The 16,432-nt window shown below is 58.6% G+C and carries 13 protein-coding genes and 1 pseudogene; 1 reads left to right on the top strand and 13 read right to left on the bottom strand.

The window, feature by feature from the left end; genetic code table 11:
- The 4 genes from CQ12_RS17695 to CQ12_RS17680 all read right to left on the bottom strand — a co-directional run bounded on the left by CQ12_RS17695 (position 1) and on the right by CQ12_RS17680 (position 3,836).
- Complete coding sequence (locus CQ12_RS17695) at positions 1-1,002, bottom strand: NAD-dependent 4,6-dehydratase LegB (protein WP_057836587.1); 1,002 nt, start codon at positions 1,000-1,002, stop codon at positions 1-3.
- Positions 1,003-1,198: 196 nt separating this feature from the next.
- A complete protein-coding gene (locus CQ12_RS17690) occupies positions 1,199-2,299 on the bottom strand; it encodes a DegT/DnrJ/EryC1/StrS family aminotransferase (RefSeq protein WP_057836586.1) in 1,101 nt (366 codons plus the stop codon).
- 11 nt (positions 2,300-2,310) lie between these two features.
- Positions 2,311-2,778: an acyltransferase gene (locus CQ12_RS17685; RefSeq protein WP_057836585.1), complete on the bottom strand. Its 468-nt coding sequence runs from the start codon at positions 2,776-2,778 to the stop codon at positions 2,311-2,313.
- Positions 2,775-3,836, bottom strand: coding sequence for a Gfo/Idh/MocA family protein (locus CQ12_RS17680; RefSeq protein ID WP_057836607.1), 1,062 nt, complete (start codon positions 3,834-3,836; stop codon positions 2,775-2,777). The genes CQ12_RS17685 and CQ12_RS17680 overlap by 4 nt, the downstream gene beginning before the upstream one ends.
- 704 nt (positions 3,837-4,540) lie before the next feature.
- Here CQ12_RS17680 and CQ12_RS17675 point away from each other — a divergent pair.
- Entirely contained in the window at positions 4,541-5,878 is a 1,338-nt protein-coding gene (locus CQ12_RS17675) for a hypothetical protein (RefSeq protein WP_157088278.1), read from the top strand.
- A 95-nt stretch (positions 5,879-5,973) separates the two neighbouring features.
- Here CQ12_RS17675 and CQ12_RS17670 read toward each other — a convergent pair whose 3' ends face one another.
- From CQ12_RS17670 to CQ12_RS45090, 9 genes and pseudogenes are all read right to left on the bottom strand, one after another.
- Positions 5,974-7,137 (bottom strand): glycosyltransferase family 4 protein, encoded by a 1,164-nt coding sequence (locus CQ12_RS17670; RefSeq protein ID WP_057836584.1) that lies wholly within the window; start codon positions 7,135-7,137, stop codon positions 5,974-5,976.
- Positions 7,134-8,063: an NAD-dependent epimerase/dehydratase family protein gene (locus CQ12_RS17665; RefSeq protein ID WP_057836583.1), complete on the bottom strand. Its 930-nt coding sequence runs from the start codon at positions 8,061-8,063 to the stop codon at positions 7,134-7,136. The genes CQ12_RS17670 and CQ12_RS17665 overlap by 4 nt, the downstream gene beginning before the upstream one ends.
- An 18-nt stretch (positions 8,064-8,081) precedes the next feature.
- Complete coding sequence (locus CQ12_RS46380; protein ID WP_245309974.1) at positions 8,082-8,390, bottom strand: LbetaH domain-containing protein; 309 nt, start codon at positions 8,388-8,390, stop codon at positions 8,082-8,084.
- Between the two features lie 257 nt (positions 8,391-8,647).
- The gene (locus CQ12_RS17655) at positions 8,648-9,502 is read right to left on the bottom strand and encodes a methyltransferase domain-containing protein (RefSeq protein ID WP_057836581.1); all 855 of its coding nucleotides are present in this window, start codon (positions 9,500-9,502) and stop codon (positions 8,648-8,650) included.
- Positions 9,503-9,510: 8 nt separating this feature from the next.
- Entirely contained in the window at positions 9,511-10,599 is a 1,089-nt protein-coding gene (locus tag CQ12_RS17650) for a glycosyltransferase family protein (protein WP_057836580.1), read from the bottom strand.
- A gap of 3 nt (positions 10,600-10,602) precedes the next feature.
- A complete protein-coding gene (asnB, locus tag CQ12_RS17645; protein ID WP_057836579.1) occupies positions 10,603-12,441 on the bottom strand; it encodes an asparagine synthase (glutamine-hydrolyzing) in 1,839 nt (612 codons plus the stop codon).
- Between the two features lie 3 nt (positions 12,442-12,444).
- The gene (locus CQ12_RS17640; protein WP_057836605.1) at positions 12,445-13,998 is read right to left on the bottom strand and encodes a lipopolysaccharide biosynthesis protein; all 1,554 of its coding nucleotides are present in this window, start codon (positions 13,996-13,998) and stop codon (positions 12,445-12,447) included.
- Between the two features lie 359 nt (positions 13,999-14,357).
- Positions 14,358-15,536 carry an acyltransferase family protein gene (locus tag CQ12_RS17635; RefSeq protein WP_057836578.1) on the bottom strand — a complete coding sequence of 393 codons (1,179 nt, stop codon included), beginning with the start codon at positions 15,534-15,536 and terminating at the stop codon, positions 14,358-14,360.
- 235 nt (positions 15,537-15,771) lie between these two features.
- Positions 15,772-16,432, bottom strand: a pseudogene (locus CQ12_RS45090) (hypothetical protein); the annotation flags it as partial.

Here is a 16,432-nt window from a genome sequence, read left to right as displayed (position 1 = left end):
TCACAGTGTGTACGCATTGGTACGATAACGAGATAGGTTCTCCTGCTTGGTGAACCAGGCGATGGTCTGTTCGAGACCCTTGCGCAGGCCGTCCACGCCAGCAAAGCGCGGCGACCAGCCGAGAAGCTTCTGCGCCTTGACGTTACTGGCCCACAGGCGATCAACCTCGCTGCGCTCGGGACGAACGCGGACATCGTCTTGCTCGATCTCGATCGTCACGTCCATCAGTTCGGCGATCATGCGCGCGATATCGCCGATCGAGATCTCGAACGCACTGCCGATATTGATGACCTCACCGATGCCGGCTTTCGAGTCGAGCGCCGCCAGGAAGCCACCGACGGTATCGGCGACGTAGTTGAAATCACGCGTGGGATGGATACTGCCGAGCTTGATCTTGCGCGCGCCCGCCGCGATCTGGGTAATGATAGTCGGTATCACCGCACGCGCCGATTGCCGTGGACCATAGGTGTTAAACGGCCGCACCACGGTCACCGGCGTCCCGAACGAACGCTCGAATGACAGCGCGAGCTGATCGGCGCCGATCTTGGTCGCGGAATAGGGCGATTGCCCCTGCAGACGATGGTCCTCCGTGATCGGAACAAACTGGGCCGTGCCATAGACCTCACTGGTCGAGGTGTGCACCAAATGCTCAACACCGAAGTCTCGCGCCGCCTGCAACACATTAAGGGTGCCGCGGACATTGGTTTCGACGTAGGTGTCCGGCGAATGATAGGAATAGGGTATCGCGATTAGCGCTGCGAGATGCAATACGGCGTCGCATCCCTTCATTGCCGTGCGCACGCCATTTGGATCGCACACGTTGCCCGCGAATATGTCGAGCTCCTTGCGGACCTCGGCTGGGGAAGTATCAAGCCAGCCATGCGAACCCATACTATTGTAGTGCACAAATGCGCGGACTGCGAAATTGAGGCGGACCAGTTCCTCCGCGAGGTGGGATCCGATGAATCCGCCCGCGCCTGTTAGCAAGATTTTCCGCGACATTTCGGTTCCCTTCGCCAAGCTAGGCTACCCTGAAATACAAGGTACCCGGTCTGGTATGGCCGCTTCTAAACAGTCATTCGGCGAGAGGCCAGCCGGAACGCACAGAAAACTAGGGCAGCATAGTTCTTAAAATCCATCTCACACTATCGGAACCGTCTATCCGATCGACAGCTACCATGATACCACCACAGCCATTTCAGCGGAACGCGCGGATTAGATCTATTACATCCTGTAGTTGTTCACTGACAATCTCTGCAAACATCGGCAGTGACAGGATGCGTCCCTGATCGGCGAACGCATTCGGAAATTGCTCGGGGCGTTGGTCAAACCGCCGATATGCGGCGAGGAACGGCAGTGCCGTCGGATAATTGATCGCGGTCTGCACGCCATTGGCGTTCAGGTGAGCGGCCAACGCGTCGCGGCGCGGATGCCTGATCGTGTAGAGGTGATAGACGTGGCTGCGGCCGGGCGCGACCTGCGGCACCACGACGTCTTCGACCTGATTCAGGCCGGCGTCATAAACCCTGGCAGCGTCCTGACGCGCCTTTGTCCAGCCGGCTAGATACGGCAGTTTGGCCGACAGGATCGCCGCCTGCATGCCGTCGAGCCGGCTGTTGACGCCTTCGATGTGATGCTGGTGTTTGACCAGACCGCCGTGCCGCGCCAGCATGGTCATGTGCTCGGCGAGCGCACCGTCGTTGGTGACGATGGCGCCGGCATCGCCCATCGCGCCGAGATTCTTGCCGGGATAGAACGAATAGGTCGCGGCCGCGCCGAACGTTCCGACCTGCCGATCCTTATAACGCGCCAGATGCGCCTGCGCGCAATCCTCGATCACCCAAAGCTTGTGCTTGCGCGCGATCGCCATGATCGCATCCATGTCCGCCGGCTGCCCGTACAGATGCACCGGAATGATGCCGACGGTGCGCGGCGTGATCGCGGCCTCAATCGCCGTTGGATCGATCGTGAACGTGGCGCCGTCGGTATCGCAGAACACCACGGTGGCGCCGGCATGTGTGATCATCGCCGAAGTCGAGATCCAGGAGTGCGCCGTGGTGATCACCTCGTCGCCCGGCTGAACTTTGAGCGCGGCCATGGCGAGATAAAGCGCATCGGTGCCGTTCGCGCAGGAGACGCAATGCTTGATGTCGACGGCAGTGGCAAACTCCTGTTCGAAGGCATCGACGTAGGAGCCGCGAATGAACGCGTTGTCGCGGATCACGGCGGCAATCGCGCCGTCGATCTCGCTCTTGATGTTCTGATACTGCAGCTGCAGATCCGCAAAAGGCACCGGCATTACTGTCTTCCCTACTCGTCCGCCAGCAGCCGGCGTGCCGGATTGCCCGCAAATGTACCTGACGTCGTGATGTCTCTGGTCACGACGGAGCCCGCGCCAATGACGACGTCATCGCAGATCCTGACCGGCAATATGGTGGCGTTGGAACCGATCGAGACGCGGTTGCCGATCACGGTCTCGCGCCACAATTCCTTGTTGCCGCGCGCCGGCCCACCGGTCGAGAACGTATCGTTCACGAACATCACGCCATGGCCGACAAAACAGTCCTCGCCGATCGTGACCAGTTCGCAGATGAAGGCGTGGGACTGCACGCGTGTGCGGGCGCCGACCACGACGCCTTTCTGGATCTCGGTGAACGGCCCGACAAAGCAATCGTTGCCGATCTTGCAGCCGTAGAGATTGCATGGCTCGACGATCTTGACGCCTGCGCCGAACTCGACGTCGCGCACGCCCGCCTGATGGATCTCCGGCTCCTTCACGATACGACACCAAGCCGGCCGAGCCGCGGCGCGAAGCGAAGCGGCACCTCGGCGCCGGTCTCGATCGATTCGTAGAGCGCCGAAATCAGCTCCAGGCTCTTGCGCCCTTCGAGACCATCAACCAGCGCCGAGCGCTGGTTCACCAGACAGTCGATCACGTGCTGATAATAGGCCTGATGACCGAAGCCGTAGACGTTCGGCGGATTGACGGAAAATTTTTCGATCACGTCCTTGTCGGTGGCAAGCTCCTCGACAAAGCGCCAGTGCCGGATCTGGTTGACGGCGAAGCCCGCGATCTCGACCGCTCCCTTCTCGCCGAGGATCGAGAGCGAGCCTTCGAGGTCGGTTGGCCGCACGGCCGTGGTCGCCTCGATGATCCCGAGCGCGCCGTTGCGAAATTTCAGCGTGGCAACCGCCGTGTCCTCGGCTTCGATCTTGGCCAGCGCCGTGACGGCGCGGGCATGAACGCTGACGACATCGCCGAAAAACCATTCCAGCATGTCGACGTGGTGGCTGGCCTGGTTGGAGAGCACACCGCCGTCATAGGCCCAGGTGCCGCGCCAGGCGTCCTGGTCGTAATAGGCCTGGTCGCGGCACCAGCGGACGCGGACGGTGCCGAGGATCAGGCGGCCGAAGCGGCCGGCCTCCAGCGCCTCGCGCGCCCTCACCACCGGCACGTTGAAACGATTCTGCTTGACGACGAAAAGCTTGACGCCGGCTGCGTCGCAGGCGTGCACCATGTCGTCGGCATCCTGCAGCCGCAACGCCATCGGCTTCTCGACGACGACGTGCTTTCCGGCCCTGGCGCAGGCGATGACATGGGGTGGATGCATCCCGCTCGGCGTCAGCACCGCCACGACATCGATGTCCTGCCGGGCGAGGAAGTCATCCACGTCATAGGCCGCCGCAACGCCGAACTTCGACGCGATCGCATCGGCACGGCTGCGAACGGTGTCACAGACGGCAACGAGCCTGGCTCCGTCGATATGGTTGCCGCCCAGCAGTTCCGAGTGGCGCTTGGCGATACGCCCGCATCCGAGCAGGCCGAATCTGATCATCATACGTCCCTATACTGACCGACCACATTGCAATGAGCAGCTTGAAGCAAACCAGAGGCCAATCTCGATAGTCAAACAATTTCTGTTGTTAGACACTTGTCCGTAAATCTGAGCGCCCGATACGACTTAACCGCCTCCTTCAATAATATGTCGCTGGTTGCTCAAGACTTATCGAACCCGGACTGCGTCAGCTGACGCAAAAGCTCCGACGACCTCAGCCAAAAGCGCGAACGCTTCGGCAGTCGATTGCAAGAACAATTCTCGATCGCTCTCAGCGAGTACGCTGGACGGCTCAACAGGCGCGAGCCACTAATCTGAGGATCGGTGTTGTCTGATGAGAAAAAAATGAAGATAGCCCCCGTTGTTGCTCCAATGGGAATAGCGACCGCGACTAATACGAGCGACGTCGGCTGAACGCTATCGGGGGGTCGACAGGTCATTAGTCTTCGTAGATTTCGATCGGCGATCGTTCGATGTTGTCGGACGAGTCCGTAAGGCTGGCAAATGTCTCGAACTCGAAGCTCAAAAACCTTACGAGAGGCCTGTGCGACAAAACCTTTTCAAGCCCCGGGCACTAGTAACCTGAAAGTGGCCTTTGCGGCAACCCCGTCGATTCCTCAATAAAGTGCCGCCAGCTTTCGCTTGCCTAAGCTCGGAAAACGTCGATTGTAAGCCGTCACGAACCTGGATCCCGGCCCCGAAAAATGGAAAATCTGACCGAGCAAAAGCAAACTCCCATACTAGACCTCCAGATTGGGAAGCGCCGGGGCTTGATCCTCCTGAACGGGATCCTGATCGCGGTGTCCTGTATTTCTCTTGTTTATGTTGCCCATTATTATTCGGATTATTACATATCCTTTCGTCCTTCGGGCGTACCTAGCGCCATTGTGCTGATAGCTGCGTTTGCCGTCATCTCGGTGCTTTTTGCGTTTGCCGGCAACAGCTTCGGTTATGTCGTTGGCTTCTATTCCTATGCGATGCTCACGGGGTATTTGTGGCTGAATAGTTTCTCAGAGTTGATCTACAATCATCGGCTAGCCGGGCTTTCTGCGGCAGCATCGGCGATCGTGTTCTTGTTGCCCGCCCTGTTCATTTCCGCGCCCGTTCGCCAAGTTTATGCTTTGTCCTTATCGGCATTGGATCGTCTGCTCACACTGATCCTGTTGCTGAGCTTAGCGACGATCCTCGTCGGTGCCAGCTACAGCTTTAAATTTGTCAGCATTGAAAACATCTACAACCACCGCCACGAACTTGGATTTCCGGTGTTTCTGAACTACGTGATCGGATTAACATCCAACGCGTTGCTGCCATTTGCATTCGCATGTTTCGTGGGACGCGGAAATATCTGGCGTGCCGGCGCGGCTCTGTTTTTGCTTTTGCTGTTCTATCCGATCACGCTTAGCAAACTGGCCCTGTTCACGCCATTCTGGCTCGTGGCGATGTTAGCGCTTTCAAGATATTTCGACTTCAAGCTTGCCGTCACTCTTTCGCTGCTGGTGCCGATATCCGTGGGATTGTTGCTGATCATCCTGTACCAGCAGGAGATACTGCCTTCCAGCATGACCATGCCCTATTTTGGGCTTGTGAACTTTCGGATGATCGCGATTCCCTCGTTGGCGATGGACTATTACAATAGCTTTTTCTTCAATCATCCCGTGACGAATTTCTGTCAGATAGGCTTGCTCAAGCCCTTCGTCGCTTGCCCCTATCAGGAGCAGCTGGCGAACGTCATTTACAATGCTTTTGGCATTGGCGGACAATTCAATGCGTCATTGTTTGCGACGGAGGGCATTGCGTCGGTCGGAGCCCTCTTTGCCCCGGTTACGGCATTCGCAGCGGGCCTTGTGATTGCGATAGGCAACCGTCTCTCTGCCGGTTTGCAGCCGCAATTCATCCTAATCTCGGGCGCTATTCTAGCCCAAGCGCTTCTTAACGTTCCCCTGACAACGGTGCTCCTTACCCATGGCGCCGGCGTGCTTTTTGTCCTTTGGTACATTACACCGCGCGACGCGTTCGGAGTGACGGCGACGGCCGCCCCCTAAACTCTTAGCCGATGACCAATATGCTTGGAGCTTAACGCGACGGATGCAGAAAATTGTCGGCGCCGGGCGAGCAATCGGCAGGCCTGCAACCGAAGTCAAGCCCGCGCTGCAAGCCGAACGGTCTTGGCAAAGTCCGCCGCAAAGGCAGCGACGCGGACATCCTGATTCGGAAGGAGGTTGCGGATCGCAGGTCCCCCGGAATTCTCTGAGAGACACATGAGTTCTTTCGCCAGGGCGACAGGATCGTCAGTTCCGAAATAGTGCGCCGTACCAGCGGTCTGTTCACGATGCACATCGAGATCGGACAAAATCATTGGCACGCCGAAGGATTTCGCTTCTTCCACCGTCGTGCTCCATCCCTCGGATCGGGACGGATTTATCAGCCCGGTGCACGCCCGCAGCAATGCGTAGACATGCGATAGCGGAATCATTCCCAGATGGCGGAAACGCTTCTCGAGCCCACGGCTTCGGACTCGCCCCATCACCTCATCGAAATAGCCTCGCTCGCGCCGATCGTCGGTGCTGCCCGACGCGCACACGACCGCGTCGAACCCACGCTGCGCCAGGATGGCCAGCGCATCCACGACCACCTGATGGTTCTTGTGCGTGTAGAACTGATTTGGCAGATAGAAGTATCTTTCGGGCAACTGGTATTGCGCAACTATCTCGGCCGGATTTGCGGTCAGAAACGCCGGCGACGGCGCGGTGGCAAAACGAACGACGCAGACCTCGTTCTTCGCTCCGGGATAGAATTTCCTGAAATCGCGATGCGAGCTTTCGCTGCTCAGCATGACTGTGCGCCCGGATGCGATCTGCATTCGGAAACCGGCTTCGCGGCGCCACCGCGCTGCTACCGGAAATAGCTGAGGTAACCTTCGATGCTGAAAGTCAGGAAACCAGGCTACCGCTGGATAGGGCAAACGCCAGCCGAAGAAGCGGGCACTTTCGAAGACGGTATCGATTCGATGCGTCCGGAACTCTGCCGCCGCCTCCCGGTCAAGGCCCAGCGTTAGCGCGGCAGCCAAACCGGCACGGCCCGCGAACGCCGCCGATTGCACCACCTCCACGCCCGGTATCGCGGCAAGCGGCGCGAGATCGGCATCATCGTCCCCTGTCTTTGCAAACAGGACGGGAGCAAACTCACCTGGGCAGAACTTGTTCAGGGCTGCAAACAGATTGCTTTGATAGTTGTAGCCACCTGCCCAGAGCCGGCGCGGAATGTGGGTAAACGCAAGGCGTAGTGGCGCACCGTGGCTCACCGGATCTGATCCTTGAACCAGGAAACATAGTCGCCAAGGCCCTGTTCAACCGGGATCCTCCAGTCGAAGGGCAGAGTGCGCCGCATTGCGTCGTCCGATAGCAGACTTGTCGGATCTCCGGCACGAACGATGCCTGAGAACTGGACGGAGATGGTTCCGCCCCAGCATTCCGCAATTCTCGCGGAAACCCGCGCCACGGTCGTTCCGAACCCGGAGCCGGCGTTGATCGCCTGAAAGGCCTCCGCCTGCGGTTTTCCGTCGATCACGGCCAATAGCCGGGCGACGTCACGGACATCAGTCCAGTCGCGCACCTCTGCGCCTGTCCCCCCCAGCACCAGCGTCCGTTCGCCAGCCTGCAGGCGGGAGCAGATGTCCCACGGCAGTTGTTTGCGCAAGTTCGGTCCATAGACCGAGAACAGCCGCACGACCGTGCTACGCAAGCTAAAGCTGACGGCGTAGCTTCGGCACAGTTGCTCCATCATCAGCTTGTGCTGGCCGTAGGGAGACATCGGAAGCGTTGCGGCGTCCACTGCAATCGCTCCTTCATGACCGGCACCATACACCGCCGCACTTGATACGGCGATCAAGCGACAATCCCTCGCGGTGCCCCGCAGCCACTCCAGCAATCGGGCCGTGCCCGCGACGGTGCGCGAAAAGTCCTCGAACGGCTGCGCCAGCGACAGTCCGACCGACGACCCGCCGGCCAGATGGAAAATCGTCGATGGCAGTCCGGTGCGCTCCGCGAGCGCATTGAGATTGGCTGCATCAATCTCGCCGTTCAGCCAATGCGCAAGTCCGCTGTGATGCCTTTCGGCATCGCCGATCGCTCCGTGGCCGATGCCGTGGACGCTATAGCCCCGATCAGCCAGCACCCTAACGAGATGCCGACCGATGAATCCGTTGGCGCCGGTGACCCACACTTTCATGAGAGATGCCTAAAAGAGCTATGACTCATTTCCAGGAATAGTCTTCACGACCAGCGCAGGGTTGCCCGCCACTACCGTGTCGGCAGCAACGTCCTTGGTGACAACCGAACCGGCCGCCACGATTGCGCGAGCGCCGATCCTTACGCCTCGCATCACAAATGCACCGGCCGCAATCCAAGCGTCATCGTCGATCGTGACAGGCCGCTCGTCCAGATCCAGCTTTCGAGGATGCCCCTTTGTAAACATCTCTTCGATCTGCCTGTGACGTTCCGCGGAATCGATCGGATGGGTCAAGTTGTCAAAGATGTTGACGCTATGCGCGATCAAAACCCTGTCTCCTATCTGCACCAAGGAGGCAGACCAGATCCGCGAAGCTTCTCCAACGTAGCACCATGATCCAATCTCGACCTTCCCCCCATGAGCGAACGTCAGAAGTTCGCCGCGAATTATGGTGTTTGCGCCAATCGTTATGCAATCGCTATCACCACGTATATTGCGAATTCGTGCGGTCCGCATCAGGCGCGCGCGAGATCCGAGACGGCACGTGGCGCGTCCCAACAAACGTTGAATGTAATAATCAACATTCATGCCGTTAGCTGCACGCACGAAATTGCGCGCGCACAGGCGGCTCTATCGTTGAGCCGACCACGCCCACTGTGTGGGTCGAAAGCGGTCGCGTCGATAACTTCCATTTCCGACGCTCGCTTCCAGCCCGCCGGACCATACTGAAAGAATTCCAGATCAAAAAATGCAGGGGAAAACGTTTCGATCAAAGTTTGGATCATTTCCTTATCGAAAATCTGAAACCAATCAAAATTTTCGTACCTTCCATAGGGTACGGTGATAAGACACCGCCCGCCTGGCGCGAGTATGCGCTTGAATTCGCGGATGGCGTCAACAAAGCCGTACTTGTTTGCCTCTGATTTCGCCGGATCGTTCGTATACAGAATTGTGTTATCGAGACCGACATGTTCCAGCGTCGAGATACTTATGATGGTATCAAAGACCTGATCTTGAAACCGCGTCTTTCGAAAATCTCCAAAAACGTAGGAATATCCCTTGTACCAATAGCACCTCTTTTCAGGCGCCAGGGTCATGATGGTCAAATCCGCACCACGCAAGGGCTCGCGGTCAAGAATAAACTCATGATTGAGGGTTGATCCTGCATCGAGAACCCGTCCCAGCGGACGGTCACCGCGTCTCAGCCGATCGAATAGCCAGGGATACTCGACGACTCTTTCATCGATGGCGATGCCGAAAGAATCTGGAAGCGGCTGACCTGTTCGAACCGCCGATCCATCGATCGCAGCCTCGATGCACGATTTCTTCATGGTATAGTAGCCGACCGACCAGGGTTGGCGCCCCCTCAAAAGGTAGAGGGGCGACGCCGTCGCGTCAGCCAATTCCTTAAGTCTGAAGAGCAAACCATTGATGTGCATGAGGGCTCCTAGAGGCCTTCCAAGAGCTTTTCAAATAGAGCCCATTGGCGCTCTTTGCTATATAAATCTCTGATCTTGCACCGACCCTGGTAAGCCTTCTGTTTCACGTCGCTCCAGTTGTTCAAGCAGTTTTCGATTTCGACAAGGCAGTCCGCGCCGCTCTCGTAAGTTGATATCGTCTTATCCCGGTCCATTCCTTCTGGATAATTGCCTGCGTCCGATACGAGCAACGCGCCACATCCCATGGCCTCGAAGCAACGCATGTTGCCGCGATCCAAGCCGGCCATATCGATGGCGCCGTTCAGCACGATTTTGGACGACCCGATCAGCCCGTAAAGCTGTCTGCCGAACACCGGGGGCCTGGCGATCCTGGCGATGGCGGCGGGACGGCGATGCTTTCGCAATGGCAGCCAAGCCCCGATCGCGCTTTCGGCGAACACAGTCAGCCGCGAAGCGTCGAGGCAATATACGATCTGGCGCGTGCCCTCTAGGCTTGCCACCAGTTCGAGCGTCCTCGCGCGCGCGGTATGGTGTCGCGAATAACCGCCCACAAAAAGCACGTCGATCGGCCGATCGCCATGGCCATACTGCTCCATCAGCGGATCATGCGCAGGGAAGAAGATCTCGGCTCGACAGCCCTTGGAGCGCCAAGACTCCAGAATTGACGGGAAATTTCCGAGAACCGCACCATAGGCTGTTAAATCCGCATTTCCCGAAGGCGCCGCCCGCCAGCACAGAGCTTGCTTCACACAGCCCGGCAACTTTCGCACAAAATGACTCGGGTATCGTATCGGATCCATGTTGTAAAAAACTTCGGTCCGGTGATGCTCGATCTGGGCGAGCAAGATGGCCTCGAGCGTCGGCTTGCCCGGAATTCTCTGTTCGCGCGCCCAAAGACGCTGCTGGGTTTCGTCGTCGCCATTAGTGAAGAAGGCCTCGGAAGATCCATCGAGCACCGGCTTCAAGAAATGCAGCGCCCCAAAACGGTCTTCCAGAAAAATGCGACGCCGCTCGACGAAGCTCGACGCATCCGCCGCGAGCTTGTTCAGGCGCGCCAGATAGGACGGATAAAGCCCGCTATTCTGAAACAAGCGCATGACTTACGCAAACCTTGCCAGCGTCCATTTCAAATTCAAATACGGCCAGATGCGACCGACCGACTCCCAGTCCCATCGCTTTGACGCTATCAAATGACCAACCGTCACGCGCAAGCGCTGCTCGTCTACCATCTCGGCAAAGGCCGGCACCCTCTGATCGAGCAGACTTGCAGTCCATTCGGCCAGAGGTCCGTTGAGCCATTCGGGCATCGGCGAATTGAATCCCACCTTTCGCCGTCCGATGCGGATGGATTCCGGCATCAGGTTGGCCATAGCCTGTCGCGCGATCACCTTGGTGTAGCCGTTTGACGACTTGCTGGCGTCCGGAAGCGCCATCGTATAGGTCACCAGACGCCAGTCCATGAAAGGCATTCGGACCTCGATACCGTGAGCCATTGAAAGGCGGTCGAAGTTTCGCAGGATGGTGGGCAGCACCGTGCTGTGAAACATCCGGTACAGCCGCCGGTTCAGCGCGCCCCAGTCGGGCGGTAGCACGTCGTCGTCGCCAACCAGCGGAAGCACAGGTGGAATATCGCGCAGACCGCCGCGCAGGAAATAGTGCCCCTTGCGCCTGATCATGAGCGTCCGAAGCAGATCGATGCCTCGTTTCGCCAGCGCCGAATTCGAGCCAAACGCAGCAGCCGCATTTCGCAGCCGGAACGCTCCCGATTGCCCATCCTGAAAATAGGCTCCCATCAACTCGTCCGCGCCATGGCCATCCAGCGACACTGTCACGTTGTGACGCCTGAGTTCTCGATAGATCAACCAGGCTGCGCTTGGAAGCCCGATATAGACGTCATCATTGTCTTCGAGGATCTGATCGAGCTCGGTCAGCGCGTCGGCCCGGCCGATCTCGAGGAATATCGGTGCAACATCCGCCCAGGCCGCGGCCTCCTCGGCCATCGGCCGCTCGTCGTTGGAGGCGCCGGGAAACGTCGCAACGAAGGCATGGCGCCACGAGGTGCTGTCGCGCGGTCCCATGCCGGCCTTTTCATGCGCGGCCATCGTACAGATCACGGCTGATGAATCGAACCCTCCCGACAGACAGGTTCCGATCGGGACGTCGCTGCGCATGCGCAGCGCGACGGCATCCTGGAAAATCTCGCGAAAGCGTTCTACGCGTTCCGCCTCGGCTGCCGGTATCGCCGGCAAATGATCCACCGTCCGCCACCAGCGCCGGATTTCAAGCCGTCCTCGCCGCAACCACATGCAGTGTCCAGCCTGCAGGCGCCGCACCTCCCGGCAAAGCGTCCGCTCGCTCCCTTCAATGCCGAAAGCATCGACCAGCAGCCGCCGCGCCACGCCGACATCCAATGACACGTTGATCAGGCCGCTTCGCGCCAGTGCGCGCTGCTCGGACGCAAAGACCAAGCGTTCCGATGTCATCGCATACAATAGCGGCTTGATGCCGAAACGGTCGCGCGCCAGAAACAGCTCTTCCGTTTTGGTGTCGTAAATCGCCAGCGCCCACATTCCGTTAAAGCGCAGCAGCATGCCTTCTTGCCAGGTCCGCCAGGCGGCCAGAATGACCTCGGTGTCCGACTGGCTGCGAAAGACCGCGCCCTGCGCCTCAAGTTCGCGCCGAAGCTCGAGGAAGTTGTAGATTTCGCCGTTGTACACGATCACATGACGGCCGTCGGCGGAAACCATCGGCTGATAGCCGCCCTCCCCGGGGTCGATGATCGCGAGCCTGCGGTGACCAAAGGCTAAGTCGCGCTTTTCGTTGAACCAGATACCCTCGCCGAAGGGTCCGCGATGCGCGACGAGGTTCGTCAGCCGCGAGATTTCCGCTCGCTCGACCGCGTTGCCGCGGAGGTTCATGACGCCTGCAATTCCGCACATTTCCTACGGCCCCCTTACAGGAAGGAGGCGGCTGGCGATCACGTGAAGGTCCCGCCAGCACATCGCACCGTGGGGCCCGATCCGCGACACGGCGACCGCAACGACAAAGATGATACCGGCCGCCACGAAATAGATGCTTCCCACATACGGCCAGCTCGGCGAATGGCCGAACGACGCATCGTGCAGGCAATATCCTAGCGCCAGCGCCGTGACGATGCCCGCCCCGAGCGGCATCAACACAAAGTTGGCCAGGCGCGACCACATGCCGGCGAGACTGAAACTCGTCCGCAGCAGGATAACGGTGGTGATCATCTGGGCGATCATGCCGAAGCATGCGCTCCAGCCCGCCGCCCGCCAGCCGAAATACGGCAACACGACCGCGCTGGCCGACAGGGTTGCGACGCCGGTCAGCAGCGAGATCAGGGCATTCGAGCGCGACCGGCCCTGCGCCAGAAAGTAGAATGCGAAGACGTTTGCGCTCGATCCGAAGATGCCGGCGATCGACAGTATCACAAGCACCCGCTGGCCTTCGGCGGCCACTTCCGCACCGGTCCACAGATGAAGCAGCGGGCCGGCCACCGGGACAAGCCCGCCGATTGCGCTTGCGGCGATGACATTGAGAACCCAGGAAGACCGAAACAACAAATCCACCTTGCGATCGTCGGCCTCTGCCTGCAGCGTGCTGAAGAACGGGAACAGCACTTCGCCGACTTTCAGCACGCCGATATACACCGCCTCTTCCAGCCGCTGCGCGATGGAATAGAATCCGACGAATTGCGGTTGCAACAGAGCGCCAAGCAGATATCTGTCCGCTTGCACGGTGACGACCGCGCCCGCCTGCGCAGCCAGTTGCCAGCCGCCCAGCCTGACCAAATGACCGAGCGGCCCGCGATGAAGCGCAGGCCGCGCCATCCGTTCGCCGGTCGCTCGACGCGACAAGCCGAAGGCGAGAGCCAGGTTTGTCGCGAAACCCAACGCCTGACAGCCGAGAAATGTCGAGGCGTGCGGCCAGCGCGGGATCAGCAACAGCATCGATGCCGTCGCGATCACCGTGCCGCCAATGCTGATCGCAGCAATCCGCCGATAATCCTGCCGCGCCGTGAATAACGCCAGAACAACGGCGGAAATGCACTGACACAGCCATCCGGCGGCCGCCAGCACGAAGGCAAGTCCGAGATCGTCGGCGGACGGGCTAATGAGATGGAATGCCAGGCGCGCGAGCGGCGCCCCCGCCAGGCCGAGAATGATGGCGATCAAGCCGCCGATGCCGATGGCCAGCATCATCGCGGTGGCGAAGTGCCGCTGCGCCTCATCGCGCTGCGCCGGCGCCAGCCGCTGCGCAAGCTCACGCGTCGTAGACAATGCCAGCGCGTTGCTGAACGCGAGCGCTGGCGCCACACATGCGGTAACCAGGCTTGCAACCCCAAATGCCGCCACACCGAGACGGAAAACCACGAACGGCAGAATCAGCAGGTTCAATGCAACAGCCACCCCAAAGGCGATTGCGTTCCAGGCGGAATTACCAAGCAGATCGGTCGGACTTTTTTTCAATGCCATATCATCTTCGGGCCGGCGCGACATGGATCGGTCGATCTACCCAACGACCTGGGAACATGCCGTGCCACGAATGACTAGGAAGCGCACTTGCCGACAGGGAAGAACCGAGCCGGGAGGTCGCTGATTGCTGGACTTACCCCACCCTCGCCTATCTACAGGAGCGATTAGGAGGCCGCAATGCAGCCCCTGCAAGTCGTTGAAATAAATTTGCTTTATGATGCAGACGATCGAACCAGCTCTCTTTGGGTGGATAGCGTCCGCTCCAATTTTCGTCCTGCCAGCTAGCTCTTCAAGCTCGCTGATCCGAATACAAGTTCTTCTCCGCGGACCTGGAAGGACGCTACCGCCTCGTGATCGCATCAAGCCTTTTGCTGCAGGCAACGCGTACGAGACACCAAACGGCTCAGCAGTTTCCTGTTCTCTACGAGAAGGGCCACCTTTGAAGCTATATAGGTAATTGGCGCAAGGACAGCCGCGGCTGCGATCAGGGAGATCATCCAGCCACGATTGTGAAGCAACGGGTACAGCAAGCTGAAACTCAGCAGGAGCAGCGGATAGTGTATGACATAAAGTGTATATGAAAATCGTGCCAATCCGCTGATTGCCTTGGGTATCGCTACACCTGAAGAAGTCGCCCAGCGAATCAGGACCGACACCACAAGCGCAAGAAAGACGCCCACAATCACCATCATCCTCTGAGCAGAAGGTGTATCGAAAGGATTAAGCAGATCGCTGACCAAGTGCCCGTGCCCCATGACGAACATCATGATCAAGGTGCTAACGGCTAGTGCCGCCGCCCTTGGCCAAAACTTGTCGGTGAATAGTTGGCCCTTGACGTAAATGTGCCCAAGCCAAAAGCCGCTGAGCCAGATCAGGAAAAACCAAAGAAACAAAGTGTTGCGACCATGTAGCAGCATGACGCCAATGGCGGCGAGTGGGAGCACGGTAGAAACTGAGCAGCCGTTCCAAAGCCGTGCTGACAAAAATATGAGAATGTAGAACCACCATTCGTAGCTCAAGGTCCAGAGCGGCCCGTCCATGTTGATGGGCGGCGGAGCCCCGGGGACTGCCCCATAGAGCAGAAAGAATGTGCTGGGAAGCGCCGACCATTCGAGTGTCGCGCGCTCTCGGGCAACGAATAATTCGCCTCCAAGCCGAAAGCTCTCCCGGCCGTGCAGATCCAGAAGCTGGATCAGCAAGTAAACCAGGATCGTGATGACAATTGCCGCAATCAGCGGCGGATAAATTCTGAGTATTCGCGCTTCGGCAAACCTTGCCGTTTGAAATGACCCGTCTGCATTTCTGTGACGAAGAGTGCTGACGTATATCATAAACCCACTGACAATGAAAAACACCGTCACTGCGTGAGTGGCCAATAGACTCGTCAGGATATGGCTTGGAGAACCGACCCCATAATAGGGCAAGACGAACACCTGGAATCCGTGGACGCACGCAACGATCATTGCGCTCACGCCGCGCAAAGCATCCATCAAGTTCGATGTTGCTGCATCGACCTTAACGTTAGCTCTACCGTTCATCTGATGAATCGCGATCGGGAAAAATGGCGCACTGACAATTCGGACGTCTGAATTGTCGGACTGCAGAAGGCGCCGCTAACCATTGATGGGAGGCTCATCTCAAGCTTGATCTAGTCATTATCAACATGAGAGGCATTGCGTTTCAAGTACTCATGTCTTGCCGTACTTGACGTCGAATTAGTCCATCTATCCCCGGACCGAGGTCTAAAGGCCAGTGTGTTCCGGGCTGGTCAGGCTAATGCAGGATGAAAAAGCCAGTGGGTAGCTCGGCCAGCCGAAGCATTATGTCGTCATGGTTGAAGACGTTGACTATCGCATCCTGACCGGCGTCCGCTACGTGAGGTAACGAACCTGCTTGCAAAACTGTAGGGTGCGTATCGAGATTTGCATAGCTCGCTAAGAATTCGGTCAGCCAGACCGAACCGGTTCCGCCACCCTGTTCACCGAAATCCGCCCGGAACCGGAACGCGTCATGAGAGCCAAGCGTAGTCGACGCCATTTGCGATATGGCAGAAGCTCCAGCACTAATCGCGCCGTCCCCGTTTAGATCCTGCTGGAAGCTCGTTTCCAACGACACAATGCCGGAACTGCCCCCCGAGGCAGGCGCGGTGTTGGTGATGTAGTTGCCACTGCTGTCGACGCTCCAGACGATGTAGCTGTCGGCCGTCCCGTACTTCAACACGACCTGGTAGCCGCTCGCCGTCTGTTCTGTTCCGATCGGTGTCCAGGCGCCGAACTGGCCCACCACAACCGGCGCTCCGTAGCATTTCAGCTCGGGGCCGGAATTGCCACTGACGCTGGCGAGATAATAGTTGTTGCCGACCTGGACCAGCTTGGTTGACCCGAAGGACTCGATGTCTGTTCCTGACATGGCGGCTATGCCAATCGTGCCGTCG

The organism is Bradyrhizobium jicamae (genome assembly GCF_001440395.1).
GTDB classification, from domain to species: domain Bacteria; phylum Pseudomonadota; class Alphaproteobacteria; order Rhizobiales; family Xanthobacteraceae; genus Bradyrhizobium; species Bradyrhizobium jicamae.
The sequence above is the reverse complement of the archived record's forward strand: the minus strand, read 5'-3'. Positions and strand labels throughout refer to the sequence as shown.